Here is a 15,774-nt window from a genome sequence, read left to right on the forward strand (position 1 = left end):
GCCTGTCTTCCATCCTCTGCCCGTACGCCCACCCTGGCGACCCCGTACGCGGCCCTCCCGCTACTTGAGGCCGATCTCCTCGCAGGCCGCCTCGTACTCCGGGGTGCAGATGTCCTGGACGGTGTAGATGCCGTCCTGGATCACCGTGTCCTTGATGTTGTCCTGGGTGAGCGCCACCACGGGGACCAGCATCGACGGGATCTGCTTCTGCGTCGGGCTGTCGACGTTGTCGCGGGTCAGCGCGTCGAACTCGATCGAGCGGCCCTGGACCTTGGCCACCGCCATGGACGCGGCGTTGTTGGCCTCCAGGATGAACGACTTGTAGACGCTCATGTACTGCTCGCCCGAGACGATCCGCTGCACCGCCTCCAGGCTCGCGTCCTGCCCGGTCACCGGCGGGATCGTGCTGGCGCCGGCCTCCTTCATCGCGTCGATGGCCGCGCCGGCCATGTCGTCGTTCGCCGAGTAGACCGCCTTGATGTTGCTCAGTCCGACGGACGTGATCGCGGCCTCCATGTTCTTCTTGGCGATCTCGGGCAGCCAGTCCTTGGTGTTGTACGACGCCGCGATCTGGACCTTGCCCTGCAACTCGTTCATCGCGCCGGTCTTGAACCGGTTCGTGTTCGGGTCCGTGAGCGAGCCGTTGATCATGACGATCTTGCTGGTCGCGGCCTTGGTGCCGAGGGCCTCGACGATCGAGCGGCCCTGCACCTCGCCGACGAGCTCGTTGTCGTGGGAGACGTACGCGTCGATCGGGCCCTCCGCGAGCCGGTCGTACGCGATGACCGGTATGTCCGCGTCCTTGGCCTTCTCGATGGCCGGCGCGATGGTGTGGGCGTCGATCGCGTCCACCACGAGGACGTCGACCTTCTCGGCGACCATCTCTTCGAGCTGCTGGTTCTGCTTGGTCTTGTCCGCCTCGGCGTTGGCGTAGAGGACCTTGCCCTTGCCGTTGGTGAGGGCGGTGACCTGCTTCTTGAAGAGCGGGTAGTCGAACTTCTCGAAACGCGTCGTCTTCTTGTCGGGCAGAAGGAGTCCCACAGTGATGTCGTCGCCCTTCTTGGGCTCCGCGGAACCGCTGCTTCCACTGGCGCTGTCGATGACGCCGCACGCGGCGAGCGAGAGGGCCGAGGCGGCGGCCGTCACCGCGATCGCGGTACGACGTGCGGCGATCCGACGGGGGGTACGAGCGTTCACGGGAGGTGCCTTCCAGGCGGGGAAGCATGACGAACCCAGATACAGATACGGAAGCCAACGCCGGGACAGCACGTAACGTCAAGAAGCACTGGTTAACGAGATGGCAACAGGGTGCCTGTTGTGCATGTACAGCGCCAGAGCGTCAACTGGTGTGAAGTGTATGCCCGTTCGGCGACGACCGGGGCCGCCGTCCCCCGGTCCGGAACAGGGCGAACGGCACCACCGCGCACAAAAGAACCCCGCTCTCTCCACATGGGGAGGGAGCGGGGTCCCGGTGACTGACGCCGGGCGTCAACCGCACTGACAAGGGGCACCCGACTGGCAGCCGCACCCGCAGCCGGAGCCGCAGCCGCAGGCGCCGAACAGGGGCAGATGCTTGATCTCGGCGGGATGCTGCGTCTCGCGCTCCTGCGTCGGGTCGGGCGTGCTGGGGGTCTCGGCCATGGGGCCCTCCTGGAGGGTGGTCCTAGAGATCCGGATCCGCTGGATCCTGGAGACCGGATCCAGCGGATCCGGTGCCTTCTCCCCATTGCATGCCCGTTCCGCCGGGCGCATCAACGGCGCACAGGTGTACGGAGGTTCAGGCCCCTTCGACGCCCGTGGGCGGCTGTACGTCCGGCTGCAACTCGTCCGCGTGCTCGCCCGTCACCAGGAACACCACACGCTTGGCGACCGACACCGCGTGGTCCGCGTAGCGCTCGTAGTAGCGGCCGAGCAGCGTCACGTCGACCGCCGTCTCGATGCCGTGCTTCCACCGCTCGTCGATCAGGTGCTGGAACAGCGTGCGGTGCAGACGGTCCATCTCGTCGTCGTCCGTCTCCAGCTGCATCGCCAGATCGACGTCCTTGGTGATGATGACCTCGGCCGCCTTCGCCATCAGACGCTGGGCGAGCTGGCCCATCTCCAGGATCGTGGCGTGCAGGTCGCGCGGGACCGCCCGCTCCGGGAAGCGCAGCCGGGCCAGCTTGGCGACATGCTGGGCGAGGTCGCCCGAGCGCTCCAGGTCGGCGCTCATGCGCAGCGACGTGACGACTATCCGCAGGTCGGTGGCGACCGGCTGCTGGCGGGCCAGCAGCGCTATCGCGCGGCCCTCCAGGTCGTGCTGGAGCTCGTCGACCTTGGCGTCGGCCTCGATGACGCTTTCGGCCAGCTTCAGGTCGGCGTCGAGGATCGCCGTCGTCGCGCGCCCGATCGCCGACCCGACGAGACGGGCCATCTCGACCAGACTGTCGCCGATCGAGTCAAGTTCTTCGTGGTACGCGTCACGCATCAGGTGTCCCTCTCTTGACGTCCATTCGGGGGCAGCACCAGGCCCCGTGACCCCCACGCTCCCACGTTCGGGCAGGCACGCGTCGTTTTCCGCCCCGACAAATGAACCAATACTGGCTCCAAGGTGAACTCTGGGCGACGAGTGTTCGAGGTCGCACACTGATGGCTGTGGCCATGTCGTACCCCATGCCTAACCTGGGGGCATGGACGTGAACGCGGCGGTCGCCGCAGCGGCAGCGATCGCCGGTGTGCTCACCGGCGTCATCGCCATGCTGGCGTTCCGCTGGAGCGAGCGCGACCAGAAACGCCCCACCCGCACCTCGCTGCACACGGACCCCGTGCTGCCGCCCGGTGTGGACACGGTGCTGTCCGTGCTGCGCTCCTCGGCCGTCGTACTCGACGAGGCGGACGCGGTCGTCAAGGCAAGCTCGGCGGCGTACGCCCTCGGGCTGGTCCGTGGCGGAAAACTGTCGGTCGAGCCGATGCTCCAGATGGCCCGGGACACCCGCCGCGACGGCGAGATACGCCAGGTCGAGCTGGACCTCCCCCGACGCGGCACCGGCCGCGGCGAGGCCCTCGCGGTCTCCGCCCGCGTCGCCCCCCTGGGCTCGCGCCTCGTCCTCCTCCTGGTCGAGGACCTCACCGAGGCCCGCCGTATCGAGGCCGTACGCCGCGACTTCGTCGCGAACGTCAGCCACGAGCTGAAGACCCCCACCGGCGCGCTCTCCCTGCTCTCCGAGGCCGTCATGGGCGCCTCGGACGACCCGGAGGCCGTCGAGCGCTTCGCCGGCCGCATGCAGATCGAGGCGACCCGCCTCACCAGCCTCGTCCAGGAGCTGATCGACCTCTCCCGGGTGCAGAACGACGACCCGCTGGAGGACGCCGAACCGGTCCGCGTCGACGAACTCGTCGCCGAGGCCGTCGACCGCTGCCGCCACCAGGCCGGCACCAAGCAGATCACCATGGCCGCCGGCGGCACCGCCGACCTGCGCGTCTGGGGCAACCGCGGCCAGCTCGCCGCCGCCCTCGGCAACCTCGTCGAGAACGCCGTCAACTACTCGCCCTCCGCCACCCGCGTCGGCATAGCGGCCCGCCGGGTGAGCGCCACGGGCGGCGACCTGATCGAGGTCGCCGTCACCGACCAGGGCATCGGCATCTCCGAGAAGGACAAGGAGCGCATCTTCGAGCGCTTCTACCGCGTCGACCCGGCCCGCTCCCGCGCCACCGGCGGTACGGGCCTCGGCCTGGCGATCGTCAAGCACGTGGCCGCCTCGCACGGCGGGGAGGTCACCGTGTGGAGCTCCGAAGGCCAGGGCTCCACGTTCACCCTGCGCCTCCCGGAAGCGGGCGCCGCCCGCCGCGCCCGCGCGAACCGGGCACATCTGTACGACCATGACTCGCACCCCGAGTCACTCCCAGACTCCGACCCCGAAGCCGGGGACGGACCGTCCGACCCCGGCGAAGAGGCCGACCGGACCACCGGCACATCCCCTTACGATCCGCTTCACGCCCCGGAGGTCCTTCCGTGACCCGAGTGCTCGTCGTCGAGGACGAGGAATCCTTCTCCGACGCCCTTTCGTACATGCTCCGCAAAGAGGGCTTCGAGGTCGCCATCGCGGCCACCGGGCCCGACGGACTCGACGAGTTCGAGCGCAACGGCGCCGACCTCGTCCTGCTCGACCTGATGCTGCCCGGCCTGCCCGGCACCGAGGTCTGCCGCCAGCTGCGGGGCAAGTCCAACGTCCCGGTGATCATGGTCACCGCCAAGGACAGCGAGATCGACAAGGTCGTCGGCCTGGAAATAGGAGCCGACGACTATGTCACCAAGCCCTTCTCCTCCCGCGAACTGGTCGCCCGCATCCGGGCCGTCCTGCGCCGCCGCGGCGAGCCCGAGGAGGTCACCCCGGCCGCGCTGGAGGCCGGCCCGGTCCGCATGGACGTGGACCGCCACGTGGTCACCGTCTCCGGCGCCAAGGTCGACCTCCCCCTCAAGGAGTTCGACCTGCTCGAAATGCTCCTGCGCAACGCGGGCCGCGTACTGACCCGCATGCAGCTCATCGACCGGGTCTGGGGCGCCGACTACGTCGGCGACACCAAGACCCTCGACGTCCACGTCAAGCGCCTCCGCGCCAAGATCGAGCCGGACCCGGGCGCGCCCAGGTACCTGGTGACGGTGCGCGGCCTGGGGTACAAGTTCGAGCCGTAAACCGGGGCTCACGTCGGCCGCCGGACGGAGTTCGGCGCAGCACTCCGAAGCCCGCGAAGCGGTGCGAGGGGTGCGTCGAGGATGGTGTTCGAGCCGGACCCGGGCGCGCCGCGCTACCTGGTCACGGTCCGTGGCCTCGGGTACAAGTTCGAGCCGTAAACCGGCCCGCACAACAGCTCGCCGGTACGCCGAAGGGCGGGACCTCCCCGAGGAGGCCCCGCCCTTCGGCGTGTACGACGGTTCAGCCGCCGTCGGCAGCCGTGTCCGTCTCCGAGGCCGACGTGCTCGGGGTCGCCCCCGCCGCGGGCGTCTCGGCGGCCCCGGTCGCGGAACCGGACGTCTCCGGCTCCGCGGAGCCGGTCGGCGCGGGACTGGTCTCGACGGGGGCCGCCGGGACCTCGGTCGGGCCCCACGAGGAGAAGAAGCTCTCCGCCGGGACGACGAACGCGCGCAGGCTCACGTCACCGGTCTTGCTGAAGGCGAAGGTGATCTTCTGCGCGTTGCCGTCCTGCACCGCCTCGCGGCTGCTGGGCAGCACGGCGGACGCGTTGTTCGCGCCGCCGATGATGAGCGAACCACCGGCCGGGATGCTCAGGCTCCCGCCCTTCGCGGCCGTCAGCTCGGCGGTCTTGCCGGTGCCGGGGACGGTGATCGACTCCAGCGTCTGGGCCGTCGTACCGCTGTTGAACACCGTCGCGGAGACGGCGGCCGGGCCGGTCGACTCCAGCTCCGGCTGGGTGATGATGACGACGTTCTGAAGCTTGATGTCACCGACGGAGGTGGCCGCGTTGTCCGGCTTGATCTCCAGCGTCTGGGCGTTGTTTCCGGCTGCGCACCCGGCGAGCGTGGCGACCGAGAACGCGAGGGCGGATGCGGCGAGGGCGCCGCGTCGAAGGCTGCTGCTCACGGCGGCGGCAACTCCTTGGAACGCACGGGCAGCTCCTTGTAAAGCCACCCTAAGTGTCTGTCAGCGGCCTTAGGTTACCGAGCCGTTCCCACGCCACCGCACCCGACCCGCCTCTAACGACGGGCGGGGGTGGTTCCCCGGGAGTGCGGGGCTGTCCGCAAGAGCCACTTCGACATTCACATTTACTGTGAAGGGAATGAAGGGATCGGAAATTGATCACCCGTAGATCACCTGGAGATCACCCGGAGATCGCCAAGCGGTGATCAATTCCGGATTCGTCGCACAGCCGACTCCGCTCACCGAACGGAGTAGCGTAAGTCGCACACTTGGAAGCGGACATAAGTGGATGTTTGGTTGCCCAGCGGGGTCCCCAGGTGTGTGTAACGCCCGGGTTTCACTTCGTTCGGAGAGCCGCTCCGACCTGCGAATACCCCCTCCCCCTTCGCCTCCGGGGCCCTCCCGAAGCACGTTCCTGTTGCTGTTGTCAAGCCCCGAGATATGCCCTGACCTGCGAAAACGCCATTCAGAAGCTGTCGTTTCCGTGTTACCCTGGATAGCCACGGAAGGGGTACCTGTCACATGACGTTCAAGGTTGGCGACACCGTGGTCTATCCCCATCACGGGGCCGCGCTGATCGAGGCCATCGAAACTCGCCAGATCAAAGGCGTGGACAAGACCTACTTGGTGCTGAAGGTCGCCCAGGGTGACCTGACTGTACGTGTGCCAGCGGACAATGCGGAGTTCGTCGGCGTACGTGACGTGGTCGGTCAGGACGGGCTGGACCGGGTCTTCGAGGTGCTGCGCGCTCCGTATGCCGAGGAGCCCACGAACTGGTCACGTCGCTACAAGGCAAATCTGGAGAAGCTCGCCTCCGGTGATGTCATCAAGGTCGCGGAAGTCGTACGTGACCTGTGGCGTCGTGAGCGGGAGCGCGGACTGTCCGCCGGTGAGAAGCGCATGCTCGCCAAGGCTCGCCAGATCCTGGTGAGTGAGCTCGCGCTCGCGGAGAACACGAACGAGGACAAGGCCGAAGCCCTGCTCGACGAGGTGCTCGCGTCCTGAACCCGAACTGACTGAACGCGGGCCCTGGAAGCCCGCGCACTCAGTCAGTTTTAAGCAGCACAGCAAGCAGCACAGTGAAAATGCCGCGGTGCCCGATGACGTATCCAATGTCGCCGGGCGCTGCGGCATGTTCGTGCCCGGAAGTGAATTCCCCAGCACCCACTGAAGCCGTCAGTAGTACCGAAGTACTGATATTGGTGCCGGGCCCGGAGACCGCTCGACCGGATGTCACGGAAGGGTCCGATCGAGGCTCGCGCCCGGCACTCCTCCAGGCCATACCCACGAGGGCTCGGCACACAAACCTGACAGGAACCGATGTCTGACGAATCGCGCCCCACACCGCCCGGGGCACGTACGGCCGCCGTCATTCCGGCCGCCGGCCGGGGCGTACGCCTCGGTCCGGGCGCCCCCAAGGCGCTTCGCGCGCTGAACGGCACGCCCATGCTCATCCACGCGGTGCGCGCGATGGCCGCGTCCCGTGCCGTCTCCCTGGTCGTGGTCGTGGCCCCGCCGGACGGCGCCGCCGAGGTGAAGACCCTCCTCGACGCCCACGCGCTCCCCGACCGCACGGACTTCCTGGTCGTCCCCGGCGGCGAGTCCCGGCAGGAGTCGGTGAAGCTCGGCCTGGACGCCCTCCCGCCCGGCATCGACATCGTCCTCGTCCACGACGCGGCCCGCCCGCTCGTCCCGGTGGACACCGTGGACGCGGTCATCGAGGCGGTACGGGAGGGTGCGCAGGCCGTCGTCCCCGCGCTGCCGCTCGCGGACACCGTCAAGGAGGTCGAGCCGACGACGACGCCCGGGGAACCGGAGCCGGTGCTGGCGACGCCGGAGCGGGCGCGGCTGCGGGCGGTCCAGACCCCGCAGGGCTTCGCGCTCGACACCCTCGTCCGGGCCCACGAGACGGTGACCGAGAACGTCACCGACGACGCGAGCATGGTCGAACAGCTGGGCCTGCGGGTGGTGGTCGTGCCCGGGCACGAGGAGGCGTTCAAGGTGACGCGGCCGCTGGATCTGGTGCTGGCGGAAGCGGTACTGGCCAGGAGGAGGCTCAACGATGGCTTCTGAGAGGCAGTTCCCGGTGCTGCCCCAGGTCGGCATCGGTACCGACATTCACGCTTTCGAGGAGGGCCGGGAGCTGTGGTGCGCCGGCCTGAAGTGGGAGGGCGAGGGGGCGGGGCTCGCGGGCCACTCCGACGCGGACGTCGTCGCCCACGCGGCGTGCAACGCGCTGTTCTCGGCGGCGGGCCTTGGTGACCTGGGGCAGCACTTCGGCACCGGGCGGCCGGAGTGGTCCGGGGCATCCGGGATCACGCTGCTGACGGAGGCGGCGCGGATCGTGCGGGCGGCGGGGTTCACGATCGGCAATGTCGCGGTGCAGGTGGTGGGGCCGCGGCCGAAGATCGGGAAGCGGCGCGAGGAGGCGCAGAAGGTGCTGTCGGAGGCGGTGGGGGCGCCGGTCTCGGTCTCCGGCGCGACAACGGACGGCCTCGGCTTCCCGGGCCGCGACGAGGGCCTGATGGCGGTGGCGACAGCACTGGTGGCCCGCCTGGGCTGAGGTCCAGTGTTCTCGCCCCCGCCGCCCCTACCCGTTCCCATCCCTGGGGGCTGCGCCCCCAGACCCCCCTTTGTCCTCAAACGCCGGACGGGCTGGGTATTCAGCCTCTCCGGCGTTTGAGGAGCGGGGGTTCGGGGGCAGCGCCCCCGAGGATGGGACGGGTAGGGGCGGCGGGGGCGAATGTCACGAATACGTGGCCCTTGTGGGGAAGGGTCGCCGGGCACTCCGTGTGGGCCACTACCCTTGTCTCGTGACCATTCGCCTGTACGACACCAGCGCCCGGCAGATCCGTGACTTCGCCCCGCTCACGCCGGGTTGTGTCTCGATCTACCTCTGTGGCGCCACCGTGCAGGCCGCCCCGCACATCGGGCACATCCGGTCGGGGCTGAACTTCGACATCCTGCGCCGGTGGTTCACCTACCGCGGATACGACGTCACCTTCATCCGCAACGTCACCGACATCGACGACAAGATCATCAGGAAGGCCGACGAGCAGGGCCGCCCCTGGTGGTCCATCGGCTTCGAGAACGAGCGCGCCTTCAACGACGGGTACAGCGCCCTCGGCTGCCTGCCCCCGACCTACGAACCGCGTGCCACCGGGCACGTGACCGAGATGGTCGAGATGATGCGCGGGCTCATCGAGCGCGGACACGCGTACGAGGCCGACGGCAACGTCTACTTCGACGTGCGCTCCTTCCCCGGGTACCTGGCACTGTCCAACCAGGAACTCGACAACCTGCTCCAGCCTTCGGGGGACGGCGAGACCGGCAAGCGGGACCTGCGCGACTTCGCCATGTGGAAGGCCGTGAAGCCGGGCGAGCCCAGCTGGGAGACGCCCTGGGGGCGGGGACGGCCCGGCTGGCACCTCGAGTGCTCCGCCATGGCTCACAAGTACCTGGGTACCGCCTTCGACATCCACGGCGGCGGCCTCGACCTGATCTTCCCCCACCACGAGAACGAGATCGCCCAGGCCAAGGCCTTCGGCGACGACTTCGCCTCGTACTGGGTGCACAACGCCTGGGTCACCATGAGCGGCGAGAAGATGTCGAAGTCCCTCGGCAACTCCGTCCTCGTCAGCGAGATGGTCAAGGCCTGGCGGCCCATCGTCCTGCGCTACTACCTCGGCACCCCGCACTACCGCTCGATGATCGAGTACAGCGAGGAGGCCCTGCGCGAGGCCGAGTCCGCGTTCGCCCGGATCGAGGGCTTCGTGCAGCGCGTCGTCGAGAAGGCCGGGGGTGTCGTCGAGCCCGCCGCCGAGGTGCCGCCCGCCTTCGCCGAGGCCATGGACGACGACCTGGGCGTCCCGCAAGCCCTCGCCGTCGTGCACACCACCGTCCGGCAGGGCAACAGCGCCCTCGCCGCCGACGACAAGGAAGCCGCCGTGGCCCGCCTCGCCGAGGTGCGCGCCATGCTCGGCGTCCTCGGCCTCGACCCCCTCGACCCGCACTGGGCCGGGGACGGCGCAGACCGCGGCGAGGATCTGCACGGGGTCGTCGACAGCCTCGTACGACTGGTCCTCGACCAGCGTGAGGCCGCCCGCGGACGCAAGGACTGGGGCACCGCCGACGCCATCCGCGACCAGCTCAACCAGTCGGGGCTCGTCATCGAGGACGGTCCGCAGGGCCCGCGCTGGACCCTCGGCCCGCGCTGAGCATTTCCCCGCAAATTCCCCACAAACCCGTATATCTCCTTGATCGATTGTGCCGCCCGGGCCCCCGGGCGGCACACTCATAGACGTACACACGCACGCCTTCACACAGACAGGTAGGTCATGGCCGCTAACAACCGCCGCATGTCCGGCAAGAAGGGCGCGCAGGTCGGCAGTGGCGGCCAGCGGCGCCGGGGGCTCGAAGGCAAGGGGCCGACGCCGCCCGCCGAGATGCGCAAGGGACACAAGAAGAACCGTATTGCCGGTGCGAAGGCCAAGCAGATCCAGCGGCGGCCCGCACCCAAGGGACGCGGCGGGAAGGCCTCCTCCGAGCTCGTCGTCGGGCGCAACTCGGTCGTCGAGGCGCTCCGCGAGGGCGTGCCGGCCTCGATGCTGTACGTCCAGCAGTTCATCGACAACGACGAGCGCGTGCGCGAGGCGCTTCAGCTGGCCGGTGAGCGTGGCGGCATCCATCTCATGGAGGCTCCGCGTCCCGAGCTGGACCGGATGACCAACGGGCTCAACCACCAGGGGCTCGTCCTCCAGGTCCCGCCGTACGAGTACGCGCACCCCGAGGACCTCGCCAACGCCGCCTACGACAACGGCGTCGACCCCCTCATCGTCGTCCTCGACGGCGTCACCGACCCGCGCAACCTCGGCGCCGTCGTCCGCTCCGTCTCCGCCTTCGGCGGCCACGGCGTCGTCGTGCCCGAGCGGCGCGCCGCCGGTATGACCGCCGGCGCCTGGAAGACCTCCGCCGGCGCCGCCGCCCGTACGCCCGTCGCCCGCGCCACCAATCTGACGCGCACCCTGGAGGCGTACCAGAAGGCCGGGATCGTCGTCGTCGGCCTCGCCGCCGACGGGGACGCCGAGCTCGGCGACCTGCCCGCGCTCGGCGGGCCCGTCGTCATCGTCGTCGGCAGCGAGGGCAAGGGGCTGTCCCGGCTGGTCGGGGAGACCTGCGACCACCTCGTCCGGATCCCGATGCCCGGCGGCACCGAGTCCCTCAACGCCGGTGTCGCGGCCGGGATCGTGCTCTACGAGGCGGCCCGCCGACGCGCCTGAACACGCGTGCGCGACGTCACCCGTACGGGCGGATCCGGCCGGGTGACGTGACCTTGACGGGGTCCGGACACATCCGCCAAGTCAAAGCAGTGTCCTAACCACACGTCACTCGGTTAGATGAGTGTGGACACCAGAACACCGTCGGGATACGACGACGCTCCCGCGCTGAGCATGGTGAAAGTGCCGAGCGATCCGGCGCAGGTCATCGTCAACCATGCGAGCTTCCGCGTGCAGTTGGGGGCCTCGACGCGGCGGGCCGCACCGTCGTCCCGTGTCGCCCGGCACCTCAGCGCCTCCGAGGACACGGCTCGCATTCCCGTCGTCGGGGCCGGCGGCGCCACGCCCGGCCGCCGCCGCGCGGTCGTCTGGAGCGGGAAGTCCGCACCCGACGACACCGGCGCGCACCGGCTGCTCCAGGCCGTACGGGGCTCCAGCGTGCGCCACGGCGAACAGCCGCCGCCCGCCGACGCCGGAGCGACGCAGGTCATCCCCCGCATCGGCGACGAGGACCTCGACTACGCCGGCAGCACCCTCGACCAGACCGTCGAGACGCCCATCGTCGGCAGCCAGCGCACCCACAGCCCCGACTCCGGCCGCCTGCTCCCCAACATGCGCACCGTCGGCAGCGTGTACGACGAGCCCGCATACGGCGACTCCGGGTACGGCGACTCCGGGTACGGCCAATCCGGCTATGGGGACGCCGAGTTCGACGAGGACGGCTACGAACGGCGCACCGGCGCCAAGCGCCACGCGGGCGACCCGGTCCGGCACGCCTATTACCCCGGCCGCCGGATGAACCTCGGCGTCGTCCTGCTCCCGCTGCGCATCTTCCTCGGCTTCATCTCCATCTACGCCGGCATGGGCAAGCTCTGCGACCCCGTCTACTTCGACGGCGGCAAACGCGGCTCCATGATGAAGTGGCTCAACACCCTGCACCCCTGGGAAGTCGCCGAGCCACTACGGCAGTTCGCGCTCCAGCACCCCGTCGGCTCCGGCCTCGTCATCGCCTTCCTCCAGGTCATCGTGGGCGTCCTCACGGTCCTGGGCCTGTGGCAGCGGGTCGCCGCGGTCGGCGGCGCCCTGCTCTCCGCCGCACTGCTCGTCACCGTCAGCTGGAAGAGCGTCCCCGTCTACGACGCCCCCGACATCATCTACCTGGCCGCCTGGTCGCCGCTGATCATCGCCGGCGCCCCCGTCTACTCCATCGACGGCCGCCTCGCGGGCAGCGCCTGGCGGCGCCTCGGACCCCGTACGGACATCTGGGAGCTGCGCAGTTACGTCCTGCGGCGCGGCGCCCTCGTCACGGCCGTCGTCGTCGGGCTCACCCTCCTCATCGGCTCGCTCCTCGGCGGCGCCGTCCGCGACGCCGACCGGGTGGTCGTCCCCGGCCCCGGCGAGGCACCGCGCAACGAACTCCCCGGCTCACCGCTCCCGGAGGAGTCCGGCGAACGGCAGGCCTCGAAGAGCCCCTCGGCGGCCACCAAGCCGCCGACCCAGGACGCCACTTCGGCCAGTCCCACGACCGGCGACGCGGCGACCACCCCCGAGGAGGCCCGCGAGAGCGGCAGCGTCACCGGAAGCCGGCCCAGCCAGACCCAGGGCAACGACGGCGGCGGCCAGGCCCCGCCGCAGCAGACCACCCCGGTCCAGGAGGCGCCCAGCACCAGCGCCGGACCGTCCTCGTCGGGCGGCTCCACGGGATCGCCGGGCGGTACGAGCGGCGGCTCCACGGGCGGCAGCAGCACTGGCGGAAGCGGCGACGGCAGCACCGGGGGCTCCTCGACGGGGCAGCCGGGGCTGGTGGGTGGACTGCTCGGCTAGCCGCGGTAGTTGTACGTCAATGGGGTCCCGCACTGTCACAGTGCGGGACCCCATTGACGTACGGGAAAAGAGCCTTGGCGAACCGTCGGCTCAACGGCCCAGCGCAGCCAGCTCCTTCGCGGCCTCCGTGAGGTCCTTCGCGGTGTCGATGGCGCGCCAGTAGGCGCCGTGCGGGATCGGGAAGCCGGCCAGGCGGCGTTCGCGGGCCAGGTGGGGGAACGTGGTGCGTTCGTGGTCGCCGCGCTCCGGGAGCAGGGCGGCGAACTCGGAGGAGAAGACGTACACGCCCGCGTTGATCTCGAAGGTCGACGGAGGGGACTCTATGAAGTCCGTGATGTGACCGAAGCCGTCCGTCTGGACGGCGCCCCACGGCAGCCGGGGACGGGCCAGCGCGAGGGTCGCGACGGCGTCCCGCTCGGCGTGGAAGTCGGCCATGTCGCGCAGCGAGAAGCGGGTCCAGATGTCGCCGTTGGTGGCGTACCAGGGCTGGTCCGGGGCGGGGAGGTGCGCGGCGGCGTACTTGAGGCCGCCGCCACGGCCGAGGGGCTCGGTCTCGACGACCGTCGTGACGTTCAGCGGCAGGTCGGTGCTCTCCAGCCACTTCTGGAGGACCTCGGCGAGATGACCGCAGCTGACGACGACGTCCGTCACGCCCTCCTCGGCCAGCCAGACGAGCTGGTGGCCGATGATCGGCGTTCCCGTGCCGGGGATCTCGACCATCGGCTTGGGGCGGTCGTCGGTGTACGGGCGGAGCCTGGAGCCCTGGCCTCCGGCCAGGACCACGGCTTGGGTGGGGCGCGTCATGCCGTGAACTGTACGGGGCGCTCCGCGAGGGCTGCGGGCTCGGTGGGGGCTGGTCCCGCAGTTCCCCGCGCCCCTGGGGGACGCTGCGCGCTCAGCCCCCACCGAGCCCGCACTGACTGCTAGCTGTGCGCCGCTGCCACTCCCGTCGCGAAGGACGTGTCGCAGACCGGGCGGGAGTACGACTGGGCCCGGGACGGGCCGTACACGCGGACGGCGGCGCGGCCGAGGGCGCGGGCGATCGAGGTGCAGTGCTTCGCCAGGGACGGGTGGCCGTTCACCGCCTGCTGGAGGTGGGTGAGGGCGGTGCCGGGGTCCTTGTCCTGGAGTTCCAGGAGCAGTTGGTCGCGCAGGACGTCCTGGGGGGCGGGGGCAGCGGCGGCTCGGGCGGCCAGATCCTCGGAGGACGCGGTGAGCACCGAGTCCGAGGGATTCCCCGACCAGTTGACTCGGGTGACCGCGAGGGTCCCGGACAGCACCAGGACGACGGGCAGGACAAGGGCGAGGCTACGGCCGATCCGGCGGGCTGGGCCACGGCCACTTCGCGTCAGTTGGTTAGTGGAGTGCTTCACGCGAGTGAGGGTAGCGCTCGGTGCTGATTTGGCGACATTTAGTCACCAATTTGGGGGATGAATTGGTGCCGTTCACTGGGTAGGGCGTTGACGCACATGATTCGAAATGACCGGTGTGCCAGGGTTTCGGGCTTGTGATGGATGGGCAAGGCGAAGGGCCCCGCGGCAAGCCGCGGGGCCCTTCGGTGCGCAGTCGGCGTCTCAGTCGGCGACTCAGTCGGTGACTCAGTCGGTGAGGCGCTCGCCCGTGGAGGTCGAGAACACGTGGATCTCGCCCGGACGCGGGACGACGTGCAGCGTGGCGCCCTTGTCCGGGACGGCACGGCCGCTGACGCGGACGACCAGGTCCTTGAGGTCGTCGCCGACCTTGGCGCTGCCGTAGACGTAACCGTCGGCGCCCAGCTCCTCGACGACGTTCACGGAGACGGCGAGACCGGCCGGAGCGTCCTCGGTGGCCTTGGACAGGGCGTCGGCGGCGGCACCGTTGTGCTCGACGACGTCGAAGTGCTCGGGACGGACGCCGACCGTGACAGTGGTGTCACCCTTGTCGGAGGCGGCCTTGAGGGCCTCGCGGTTGACCGGGACGACCGAGTTGCCGAACTTCACACCGCCGTCGGTGATCGGGACCTCGATCAGGTTCATGGCGGGGGAGCCGATGAAGCCGGCCACGAAGAGGTTCTTGGGGCGGTCGTACATGTTGCGCGGCGAGTCGACCTGCTGGAGCAGACCGTCCTTCAGTACGGCGACCCGGTCGCCCATGGTCATGGCCTCGACCTGGTCGTGGGTGACGTACACGGTGGTGATGCCGAGACGGCGCTGAAGCGAGGCGATCTGCGTACGGGTCGAGACACGGAGCTTGGCGTCGAGGTTCGACAGCGGCTCGTCCATGAGGAAGACCTGGGGCTCACGCACGATGGCACGACCCATGGCGACACGCTGACGCTGACCACCGGAGAGCGCCTTCGGCTTGCGCGACAGGTAGTCGGTGAGGTCGAGGATCTTCGCCGCGTCCTCGACCTTCTGGCGGATCTCGGCCTTGTTGACGCCGGCGATCTTGAGCGCGAAGCCCATGTTGTCGGCGACGGTCATGTGCGGGTACAGCGCGTAGTTCTGGAACACCATCGCGATGTCCCGGTCCTTGGGCGGCAGGTGCGTGACGTCGCGGTCACCGATGCGGATGGCGCCGGCGTTCACGTCCTCGAGCCCCGCGAGCATGCGGAGCGAGGTGGACTTACCGCAACCGGACGGACCGACGAGCACGAGGAACTCACCGTCCCCGACCTCGATCTCCAGACCGTCTACGGCGGGCTTCTCGGTGCCCGGGTAAATACGGGTCGCCTTGTCGAACGAAACAGTGGCCATGGTGATGGGCCCCCTTCTACCGGCAGGAACGTGCCGGACGATCCGTTGTAGGAAGGTGGTGTAGTCCACATACGCGGACTGAATCTGGACGGTACCTGGGGATTCGTCTTCTGTCAGTAGGTGGGGGAGTGTGAACTTCGCGGAAATTTTCGACAGGGGGGCGGCCGGGACCTGGGTACACTGCACGGGCACGCATGCCTGCACGGTCTGTGCACGCGCGCGGCAGGCCTCCTTAGCTCAGCTGGCCAGAGCAACGCACTTGTAATGCGTAGGTCGTCGGTTCGAATCCGACAGGGGGCTCCA

General features: G+C 69.5%; 15 protein-coding genes and 1 tRNA gene. 9 read left to right on the forward strand and 7 right to left on the reverse strand.

Features of this window, described 5'->3' with window-relative positions; genetic code table 11:
• Positions 1-60: 60 nt before the first annotated feature.
• The 3 genes from OG787_RS26335 to phoU form a co-directional block, all read right to left on the reverse strand.
• Positions 61-1,197: a sugar ABC transporter substrate-binding protein gene (locus OG787_RS26335; protein WP_369035817.1), complete on the reverse strand. Its 1,137-nt coding sequence runs from the start codon at positions 1,195-1,197 to the stop codon at positions 61-63.
• 291 nt (positions 1,198-1,488) lie between these two features.
• On the reverse strand, positions 1,489-1,641 hold the full coding sequence (locus OG787_RS26340; protein WP_235477183.1) for a hypothetical protein: 153 nt from the start codon (positions 1,639-1,641) through the stop codon (positions 1,489-1,491).
• 136 nt (positions 1,642-1,777) lie between these two features.
• Complete coding sequence (phoU, locus tag OG787_RS26345; protein ID WP_369035818.1) at positions 1,778-2,467, reverse strand: phosphate signaling complex protein PhoU; 690 nt, start codon at positions 2,465-2,467, stop codon at positions 1,778-1,780.
• A gap of 202 nt (positions 2,468-2,669) precedes the next feature.
• On the opposite strand from phoU, the gene OG787_RS26350 reads away from it, so the two are divergent.
• On the forward strand, positions 2,670-3,995 hold the full coding sequence (locus OG787_RS26350; protein ID WP_369035819.1) for a sensor histidine kinase: 1,326 nt from the start codon (positions 2,670-2,672) through the stop codon (positions 3,993-3,995).
• The gene (locus OG787_RS26355; protein WP_235477186.1) at positions 3,992-4,672 is read left to right on the forward strand and encodes a response regulator transcription factor; all 681 of its coding nucleotides are present in this window, start codon (positions 3,992-3,994) and stop codon (positions 4,670-4,672) included. Before OG787_RS26350 ends, OG787_RS26355 begins: the two co-directional genes overlap by 4 nt.
• Before the next feature lie 241 nt (positions 4,673-4,913).
• Here OG787_RS26355 and OG787_RS26360 read toward each other — a convergent pair whose 3' ends face one another.
• A complete protein-coding gene (locus OG787_RS26360; protein WP_369035820.1) occupies positions 4,914-5,579 on the reverse strand; it encodes a DUF461 domain-containing protein in 666 nt (221 codons plus the stop codon).
• A 579-nt stretch (positions 5,580-6,158) separates the two neighbouring features.
• Here OG787_RS26360 and OG787_RS26365 point away from each other — a divergent pair.
• The 6 genes from OG787_RS26365 to OG787_RS26390 all read left to right on the forward strand — a co-directional run bounded on the left by OG787_RS26365 (position 6,159) and on the right by OG787_RS26390 (position 12,736).
• Positions 6,159-6,641: a CarD family transcriptional regulator gene (locus tag OG787_RS26365; RefSeq protein WP_003953493.1), complete on the forward strand. Its 483-nt coding sequence runs from the start codon at positions 6,159-6,161 to the stop codon at positions 6,639-6,641.
• A gap of 315 nt (positions 6,642-6,956) precedes the next feature.
• Positions 6,957-7,709: a 2-C-methyl-D-erythritol 4-phosphate cytidylyltransferase gene (ispD, locus tag OG787_RS26370; RefSeq protein WP_369035821.1), complete on the forward strand. Its 753-nt coding sequence runs from the start codon at positions 6,957-6,959 to the stop codon at positions 7,707-7,709.
• Complete coding sequence (gene ispF / locus OG787_RS26375) at positions 7,699-8,199, forward strand: 2-C-methyl-D-erythritol 2,4-cyclodiphosphate synthase (RefSeq protein WP_405536572.1); 501 nt, start codon at positions 7,699-7,701, stop codon at positions 8,197-8,199. Before ispD ends, ispF begins: the two co-directional genes overlap by 11 nt.
• A 250-nt stretch (positions 8,200-8,449) precedes the next feature.
• Positions 8,450-9,853 carry a cysteine--tRNA ligase gene (gene cysS / locus OG787_RS26380; protein ID WP_369037721.1) on the forward strand — a complete coding sequence of 468 codons (1,404 nt, stop codon included), beginning with the start codon at positions 8,450-8,452 and terminating at the stop codon, positions 9,851-9,853.
• Between the two features lie 120 nt (positions 9,854-9,973).
• Complete coding sequence (rlmB, locus tag OG787_RS26385; RefSeq protein ID WP_369037722.1) at positions 9,974-10,915, forward strand: 23S rRNA (guanosine(2251)-2'-O)-methyltransferase RlmB; 942 nt, start codon at positions 9,974-9,976, stop codon at positions 10,913-10,915.
• 117 nt (positions 10,916-11,032) lie between these two features.
• A complete protein-coding gene (locus OG787_RS26390) occupies positions 11,033-12,736 on the forward strand; it encodes a DoxX family membrane protein (protein WP_405536573.1) in 1,704 nt (567 codons plus the stop codon).
• Positions 12,737-12,826: 90 nt separating this feature from the next.
• On the opposite strand, the gene OG787_RS26395 is transcribed toward OG787_RS26390, so the two are convergent.
• The 3 genes from OG787_RS26395 to OG787_RS26405 all read right to left on the reverse strand — a co-directional run bounded on the left by OG787_RS26395 (position 12,827) and on the right by OG787_RS26405 (position 15,471).
• Positions 12,827-13,540, reverse strand: a complete 714-nt coding sequence (locus tag OG787_RS26395) for an NDP-sugar synthase (RefSeq protein WP_369037724.1) — start codon at positions 13,538-13,540, stop codon at positions 12,827-12,829.
• Positions 13,541-13,659: 119 nt separating this feature from the next.
• Positions 13,660-14,109: a hypothetical protein gene (locus OG787_RS26400; RefSeq protein ID WP_369037725.1), complete on the reverse strand. Its 450-nt coding sequence runs from the start codon at positions 14,107-14,109 to the stop codon at positions 13,660-13,662.
• A 225-nt stretch (positions 14,110-14,334) separates the two neighbouring features.
• Positions 14,335-15,471 (reverse strand): ABC transporter ATP-binding protein, encoded by a 1,137-nt coding sequence (locus OG787_RS26405; protein ID WP_369037726.1) that lies wholly within the window; start codon positions 15,469-15,471, stop codon positions 14,335-14,337.
• Positions 15,472-15,697: 226 nt separating this feature from the next.
• Between OG787_RS26405 and OG787_RS26410 the strand changes: the two genes are divergently transcribed.
• Positions 15,698-15,774, forward strand: a tRNA-Thr gene (locus tag OG787_RS26410).

Origin of the sequence: Streptomyces sp. NBC_00075 (genome assembly GCF_045041225.1) — a bacterium.
GTDB lineage: Bacteria > Actinomycetota > Actinomycetes > Streptomycetales > Streptomycetaceae > Streptomyces > Streptomyces adonidis.

Coding starts and splice junctions, on each gene's coding strand:
- OG787_RS26365 (WP_003953493.1), top strand. CDS start 6,159: ATGACGTTCAAGGTTGGCGACACCGTGGTCTATCCCCATCACGGGGCC.
- OG787_RS26340 (WP_235477183.1), bottom strand. CDS start 1,641: ATGGCCGAGACCCCCAGCACGCCCGACCCGACGCAGGAGCGCGAGACG.
- OG787_RS26405 (WP_369037726.1), bottom strand. CDS start 15,471: ATGGCCACTGTTTCGTTCGACAAGGCGACCCGTATTTACCCGGGCACC.
- rlmB (WP_369037722.1), top strand. CDS start 9,974: ATGGCCGCTAACAACCGCCGCATGTCCGGCAAGAAGGGCGCGCAGGTC.
- OG787_RS26390 (WP_405536573.1), top strand. CDS start 11,033: ATGAGTGTGGACACCAGAACACCGTCGGGATACGACGACGCTCCCGCG.
- OG787_RS26350 (WP_369035819.1), top strand. CDS start 2,670: ATGGACGTGAACGCGGCGGTCGCCGCAGCGGCAGCGATCGCCGGTGTG.
- OG787_RS26395 (WP_369037724.1), bottom strand. CDS start 13,540: ATGACGCGCCCCACCCAAGCCGTGGTCCTGGCCGGAGGCCAGGGCTCC.
- ispD (WP_369035821.1), top strand. CDS start 6,957: ATGTCTGACGAATCGCGCCCCACACCGCCCGGGGCACGTACGGCCGCC.
- ispF (WP_405536572.1), top strand. CDS start 7,699: ATGGCTTCTGAGAGGCAGTTCCCGGTGCTGCCCCAGGTCGGCATCGGT.
- phoU (WP_369035818.1), bottom strand. CDS start 2,467: ATGCGTGACGCGTACCACGAAGAACTTGACTCGATCGGCGACAGTCTG.